The following is an 8,291-nucleotide window of genomic DNA, read 5'->3' on the forward strand; positions in this document are numbered from 1 at the left end:
CCGGTGGAGTGGCCCTGTCGGGCTGGAACGCGCTCGTTGGCGACAAATTCGGCTTCGGCGGACGGATTGGCGGTCTTTGGGATAATCACTTCATCGACGACGTCTCCGTGTCGACCGTCACCACTCCCGACGCAACCGGCACGCCCGATTTGTTGGCTGCGAGTGACACCGGCGTGAGCAACACTGACAACATCACAAAGGCTTCAAGCCTCACGTTCTCCGTGCCGACCGCGGAAACCGGGGCGCTTGTCGAGCTGTTGCGGGACGACGTCGTCGTTGCGAGTCGGACGGGGTCCGGAGAGCTAACCGACCCAATGCCAACAGAGGGCTCGCACTCCTACACCGCGCGCCAGACGGTGAACCTCTTTGTCAGCCCCCCGACTTCACCGCTGATCGTCAGCGTCGATCGTACAGCTCCCACGACGCCTGGTTTGCCGGGTCTGCAGGTGGGCAGCGATAGCGGAATCAGCAGCACGGACAACCTCACCAACGACAACACACCGACGTTTGCCGTCCTGTCAACGGACTCTTACTTCCGGGTGCAGCGCGGCGGAATCCAGATCGGTGGCGACTACGAGACGGGATCGGAGTACACCACCGCTCTGCAGGCAGACGGCACGTATGCCTACGCGCTGCGCGCGGTGGACGCTGCCGGAAATGTCTCGGAGGCAAGCCTGACGCACTCTGTCACCATCGACACAGTGGCGCCTGACGTGCCAGGGACGCCGGATCTGCAGGCAGGCAGCGACTCAGGGATCAGCAATTCGGACAACCTCACCAACGACAGCACGCCGACCCTCGACTTGCCGTCGACAGGTGCGTACTACCGCCTGACGCGTGACGGCACGCCGGTCACTGGCGACTTCGCGACCGGCGCATACACGTCGGCGTTGCTGGCCGCCGGCACATACGCGTTCGTTGCGAGGTCGGTGGACGCAGCCGGCAACGTGTCGGCCGTTGGGCAGGCGCTGAACATGACCATCGACACAGTCGCCCCGGGTACGCCACCCGCACCGGACTTGCAGGCAATGAGCGACTCCGGCGTGAGCAACATGGACAACGTCACCAACGACAGCACGCCGACATTCGACATCACTTCAACGCCCTTTTTCCGCATTGAGCGGAACGGCTTTGGAATCAGCGGAGACTACGAGACGGGTACCTCGTACGCGGCTCCCGCGCAGCCCGATGGCACACACGCTTTTACGGCACGAGCGGTGGATGCGGCCGGAAACGCTTCGGCACCGGGCCCAGTGCTCGGGGTCACGATCGACACAACTGGCCCTGCCGTGACGACGAAGCAGTTCTTCTTCGAGGTCGGCCACTCGGTTCAATACATCTTCGGCGAAGAGGTCGCCCCCACTTTGGTCAACGGTGATCTCGTGCTGGAGAACGTATCGCTTGGCACGATCATCACCACGTCGATGTCGTACGCCGGGACTACCGCAACCTTCACGTTCCCGTCATTCGCCGCCGGCCTCCTTCGTGACGCCAACTACCGCGCCACGATCGCATCGCCGAACGTGACTGACGTTGCGGGCAATCCACCTACTGGCGATGAAGTTCTCGACTTCTTTGTGCTGGCAGGCGACGCCTCCCGGGATCGGGCGGTGAACCTCGACGACTTTACGCCGCTCGCGAACAACTTTGGGCGGGTTGGCCGTGTGTTTAGTCAGGGTGACTTTGACTACAGCGGGGCCGTTGATCTTGAAGACTTCAACATTTTGGCAATTCAGTTTGGCAACTCGCTACCGCCGACTTCGCGCTTGCTTCGCACGAGCACGAAGATCACCAGAGACAATTCGTTGCTGCGACCCGATTCGCGTGCCGTGGGAGCGATTCGGGGCGAAGTCTCACAGGCACTCAATTATCGATTGCTGTTCAGCCGGGTTGCAGTTGCCGCATGGCCGGATGAGGGCAAACTGTCTCAGTGGGACAACGATCCTCTGTTTGCGTAAAATGATCGGGTTGGCTACAATGTGAGCCGTCGCCGACGAATGTCGCCGACGACACGTCTTCAGGTTAACCCGGGCCGTCAGGGTGGGGCCGGGATCGGGAGGAATTATGTCACGTCTGCCACGTCATGGGCGTCACAGCGCCGCTGCGTCATTGGCTAAATCGGTTCGTCGAACAACTGGGCGATTGCTCAGCCCATCATCCTGCTGGGCCGAGCCGCTCGAACGCCGGTGCCTGCTGGCCAGCACGGTTTCCATCGCCAATCAGACGCTGGTCGAGGGCACCGGAGGCAACACCAACATGGTCTTCACCGTCACGCGTGCCGGTGACCTCGCTAGCAGCGTAGCCGTCGCCTACTCTACGGCCGACGGCACGGCTGTCGCCGGGCAGGACTACACGGCCCAGAGCGGCACCGTGACGATCCCATCTGGTCAGGCTTCGGCGACGATCAGCGTTCCGGTGATCGGGGACAATTTGGATGAGGCGGATGAGACGTTTTTTGTGAATCTCACCGGTGTGACCAACGTCGTCGGCGCGCCGATCGTCCTGGGGGGTCGGCAGGATTTTGCCTCGCCCGGCACTGGGCCGGTCGGTGCCGTCACCGCCGACTTCAATTCCGACGGGCGTCTGGACACCGCAGCGGCCAACCGGGGCGCCGGATCGATCGGCGTGTTTGTCAACACCTCGACACCAGGTTCAGCCATCACCTTTACGGGCGGTCAGTTTTTCTCCGCCGGCTCAGACCCGCACGGCATTGTAGCCGCAGATTTCAATGGCGATGGTCGCGCGGATCTCGCCGTTTCGAACGCGGCTGCGGACACCGTTTCGGTTCTCATGAACACCACGCCTTCGGGAAGCCCATCGATCACTTTTGCGCCGCGCCAGGCGTTCGCGACAGGCACCACGCCGGTGCCCGTCGCCACCGGAGATGTCAACCGCGACGGGCGGCCCGATCTCGCGGTGGCGAATTTCAACAGCGGCACCTTTTCAATTCTGCTGAACACGACCGCGGTTGGTGCTGCAGCGCCGTCGTTTGCTCCGCGGGTTGATTTCGCCGTCGGATCGAATCCCGATTACGGCGGTGTCAAGCTCGCTGATTTTAACAACGATGGCAACCTGGATGCCATCGTCTCGAACCGGAGCGCCAACACCGTTTCAATCCTTCGAAACACCACGACGCCCGGCGCCACCGCGCCGACGTTCAGCACGCAGCAGACCTTTGCCACCGCTGCGACGCCGCGCGGAGTTTCGATTGCCGATGCAAACGGCGACGGCCGGCTCGATCTTGCGGTAGCGGCCGCCGACGCGAATGCGGTGTCCGTCTGGTTCAATACGACACCTCTGGGGGCGTCGACCTTCTCCCTGGGGCCGCGTTTTGATGTTCCTGCCGGCACCCGGCCGTTCGGTGTCGCCTGGGCCGACATGAACGGTGATTTCAGACCCGACCTGACAGTGGCGGCGCGCGATTCGAATTCTGTTGTTACGCTCCTGAATCGAACCCTTCCCGGAGTCCCGAGTGCGACATTCGATACCGTTGGAGCGGTCACGGTAGGTTCGAACCCGCACGATGTCGTGACGGCCGACCTGAACAACGACGGGTTGAACGACGTCGTGAGCTCGAACCTGGGTGGAGACAGCATCAGCGTGCTCGCGAGTTCGACTTCCATCGGCGCAGCCGCCATCTTCCCCGCTTTCCCCCAAACCTCCTTCCCCACCGGGTCATTCCCCCACACCGCCGCCCTCGGCGACATCAACAACGACGGCCGGGCCGATCTGATCGCCGTCAACCAAGACTCGTTCACCGTTTCGGTCCTGCTAAACACGACCGCGGCCGGTGCGGCGACGCCGACCTACGCCACCAAACAAGATTTCGCGGTGCAATCCTTCCCCGACTGGGTTTCGGTGGCCGATCTGAACAATGATGGCCGGTTGGATTTGGCTGTCTCGAACGGGCTGTCCAACTCGATCTCGGTGTTGCTGAATACGACGACAGTTGGGTCGAGTACGGTCAGCTTTGGACCGCGTCAGGATTTTGCGGTGGGTGCGCGGCCGAGGTCGGTTGTCGCCACCGACCTCAACGGCGACGGAAGGCAAGACCTGATCATCGCCAACATCGATTCTGACACGGTCTCGGTCTTCTTCAACCTGACCTCGCCCGGCGCGGCAGCGGTGAGTCTTGTGGTGCGGCAGGATATTGTCGTCGCGGACGGGCCGACCGCGCTGGCGGTGGCCGACTTCAATGGTGATGGCCGTCCCGACCTGGCTGTTGCCAACGCCAATACCAACACGGCGTCGGTCTTGTTGAATACCACGAACCTGGGCACAACCATTGCGAGTTTTGCCGCGCGTCAGGATCTCACCGTCGGCCCCGGCCCGCGCGGGATCGTCGCCGCGGATGTGAACGCCGACGGTCGGCCCGACCTCGTGGTCAGCAATTCGAATTCCGAGACTGGCTCAACGGTCTCGACGCTGCTGAACAACACGGCCGCCGGGGCGGCTGCGCCAGCGTTCGCGGCCAAGCAAGATACGACCGTTGGCACCGGGCCGATTGCCGTCGCCACTGGCGATGTAAATGGTGACGGTCGCGCAGATGTCACTGTTGCGAACTTCGGGTCGAACAGCGTGTCAGTGATGTTGAACCAGACGGTTGCCGGCTCGGCGACCACGACCTATTCGGTCGCGGACTTCGCGGCAGGCGTTAATCCTATTTTTGTCGCGGTCGGCGATGTGAACGGTGACGGCCGGGCGGATCTGACGTCGGCAAACTTTGGCTCGGACACGGCTTCGGTGTTCATCAACACGCCGTTTGTGATTACGCAGGGCACCGCAACCGGCACGATTCAGGACGACGATGCCGCGCCGCTCGTTTCATTTTCGCCGATTGCCACCGCGTTGGCCCAAGTGCGGTGGCAGCCGGTCGCGATCTCGGCGGCAGCCATCGCTTCCGATCCAAATCTTGCGGACAAGCGGAGCTTCGATCTGATCATTACGACGACGAGCGACTGGCTCTCGGCGGGTCTGCAGGTGACAATGCCGGGCGGAGCAACGTTTTACAATCACCCGCTGGGCGGCAACACCGCGCCGACGCCGGGTGATATCGTATCCGACCCGGCCCGCGCGTTCGACACCTACGTGAGCGGCCCCGGTGGAACCGCAAACCCGCCGTTCGTTCTGGGCGCGTACCCCAACGGCGCGACCCCGATCTTTGATCCCACGAACTTGAGCGTGGCGTGGGGTGACCTGACTTCGAGCACGGGCGGCGTGTATCAACTGGCGCGCCTTACGTTTTCGGCTTCGGCGCTGATCGGAACCGACCTTGTGCTCGATTCAAGCAAGACGAGCGTGGTCAATGCGCTGGGCGGAAGCGCGGCGATGCTGATTCCGGAGATCTTCCAGGGCAACTCGGTGGCGGAGAACGCCGGTACCGTTAACCTTCCATTCTTCTTCGCCGGAGCATCGGCGGCGAACGTGACGATTTCGGCCAGCGTCATCGGCGGTTCGGCCACCAGTGGTGTCGACTACACAGGACCGGCGTCTGTCATCGTTGCGCCAGGCTCAACCGCAGGCAACCTTTCCCTGACGATCCTTGACGACAATATCGATGAGCCCAACGAGCTCATCGAGCTGCGGCTGAACAACCCGGCCGGGTCGTTGGCCTCGGGGACCATCCTCGGCTACGTCACCATTAACGACAATGAGCCGACTCCCACCGTTCAGTTTGGTTCTCCGTCGCTGACGATTGGCGAAGCCGGTGGAACCGCAAACATTTCGGTCACGCTCTCGGGCGTGTCGTCTCAGAATGTCACGATCCCGTACAGCGTCACAGGTGGCACGGCGGTTACGCCGGGCGATTTCACCATTCCGAGCGGCCCGTTTGTCATCCCCGCCGGCAGCACCGGCGGTTCAATCAGCGTGTCGATTGTCAACGATACGCTGGATGAAGCAGACGAAACGGTGATCTTAACGCTGGGGGTGCCGACCAACGCGGCGCTGGGGGCGCTTTCCAGCCACACGTTGACGATCGCCGACGACGATCCCATGCCCAGCGTGCGCTTTGCTTCGGCCTCGGCATCCGTGGGGGAAGCGGTCGGGACTTACGTGCTGACCGTGGAACTTTCCGCGGCGTCGGGTCGCGACGTAACTGTTCCGCTGGTTGTTGATGCAGGGAGCACTGCATCGACCCCGGCCGATTACTTTTATTCCCCGTCAACCGTATTGATTCCGGCAGGCAGCACGAGTGGAACAACCACGGTAACGATTATTGACGATCCCATTTACGAGCTGACCGAAACGGTGTTGGTGTCGATCAGTTCCCCGACGAACGCGGCGGTGGGTTTGCCTTCACAGTTCACACTCTCCATCACGGATAATGATGTTCCGCCGCTGGTTTCGTTCTCGCCGATTACGGCAAGCCCGCTGTCGGTGCGATGGCAGCCGGTGGCGATTTCGGCCGCAGCGATCGCGAACGATCCGGCGCTTGCTGACATGGTCAGCTTTGACCTGATCGCGACCACGACCATGGATTGGATTTCCGCAGGCGTGGAAGTGACGATGCCGGCCGGAACAGCACTGTACAACAATGCGCTCGGCGGAGAGACTGAGCCGAGTTCATCGGGTATCTTGGGCAACCCGGCGCTGGCATTTGATACCTACGTCACGGGTCCGGGCGGCGCGACGAATCCGCCGCTGGTGCTCGGTGCCTACCCGGCTGGCCCCACAGCGAGCTTTGGCCCGACGCTCTTCAGCGTGTCCTGGGGTGATGTGGCGACCAGCCCAGCCGGTCAGTATCGGATTGCACGGCTGACTTTCTCCCAAGCAGCATTGAATTCGCCCGACATCGTGACCGACAGCAGTCGAGCCACCCAAACCGGAAGCCCGGTGCTGACGACGATTCCCGTGCCGGAGATTTACCGGTCTCAGTCGGTGGCCGAGAGCATCGGCGCGCTGTCGATACCGGTATTCCTCAATGCCGCGGCAGCCGTTGATATCACGATCTCCGCGACGATCACCGGCGGCACGGCATTGGTCGGAACCGACTTTACTGGCCCTGTGTCAGTGATCATTCCGGCAGGCGCAACCTCGGGCAACCTGATCCTCAACGTCACCAATGACTTATTTGACGAGCCGAACGAGACGATCGATTTGCGCCTGAATAACCCAGTTGGCTCTGCCGCATCGGGCACTCTGGTTCGCCGCGTCACCATTACCGATGACGACCTGCCGCCAACCGTTAGTTTCGCCGGCGGCAATTTCTCCAGTTCGGAATCGGCGGGCAATGTATCGTTTACCGTGCAACTGTCTGCGCCGTCCGGGTTCGACATTACGGTTCCGTTCACCGGTGGAGGGGTGACCGCGACTGCTGGTGTGGACTTCACGCAGATCACCACAAGTCCCATCGTCATTCCAGCAGGCGCGACGTCGGGATTCATCACTGTTGCGATTGTGGATGACGCGCTCGATGAATTTGATGAGACGCTGTCGTTTACGCTCGGAAGCCCAACGAACGCCACGCTTTCCGGAACGCAGACCCAGCAGTTGACCATCCTCGACAATGACCTTGCCCCGACCGTGCAGTTCTCGCTGACGGGCCAAACGTTTGGTGAGGGCGCAGGGCAGGTTTCGGTACAGGTCAACTTGTCAGCAGCCTCGGGCAAGCCGATTTCACTGTTCTACACATCGGCCTCCGGCACCGCATCGATTCCGGGAGATTTGGTGATTGCTGCCAGCCCGCTGTTGATTCCGGCTGGTGCAACGACCGCCAATATCCTAGTAGACATTGTGGATGACGGGCTCGTGGAAACCAACGAGACTCGGGTGATTACGCTCGCTTCGTCTCCTGACGTCGTGATCGGTTCGCCGGCAAGCTACACATTGACGATCGCCGACAACGACGTGCCGCCACAACTGCTCAGTTCAGCGTTTGAGTTCGAGACGGCCCAACGCGTAAAGTTCGGGTTCAGCGCCAACGTGGGCGCGAGCCTTTCGCCCAGCGACCTGCTTCTGCAGAACCTGACGCAGGGCGGGACGATCGTGCCGCCGGCGGCGATGAGCCTGACGTACTCCGGACCAGCCGGAAGCCCGCCCAACATCGCCTCGTTTGTCTTCCCTGGCGTGCCCGGCGGCATCCTGCCAGACGGAAACTATCGTGCGACCATTCAGGCAGGCAACGTCACCGACAACTTCGGCAATCCACTGACCGCCAACATCGTCTTCGACTTCTTCGTGTTTGCCGGCGACGCCAACCACGACCGCAACGTGAACCTCGACGATTTCACGCGCCTGGCAGCAAACTTTGGACGCCCGGCAACCTTCAGCCAGGGCGACTTTGACTACAC

General features: G+C 61.9%; 2 protein-coding genes. Both read left to right on the forward strand.

Annotation, left to right across the window (positions count from 1 at the left end; genetic code table 11):
- The coding region (locus SGJ19_24260; protein ID MDZ4783373.1) for an Ig-like domain-containing protein at positions 1-1,958 on the forward strand (1,958 nt) is incomplete at its 5' end.
- A gap of 106 nt (positions 1,959-2,064) precedes the next feature.
- Positions 2,065-8,291, forward strand: a 6,227-nt coding sequence (locus tag SGJ19_24265) for a Calx-beta domain-containing protein (protein ID MDZ4783374.1), incomplete at its 3' end; no start/stop codon positions are given.

It is taken from the genome of Planctomycetia bacterium (assembly GCA_034440135.1).
In the GTDB taxonomy this organism is placed as follows: Bacteria; Planctomycetota; Planctomycetia; order Pirellulales; family JALHLM01; genus JALHLM01.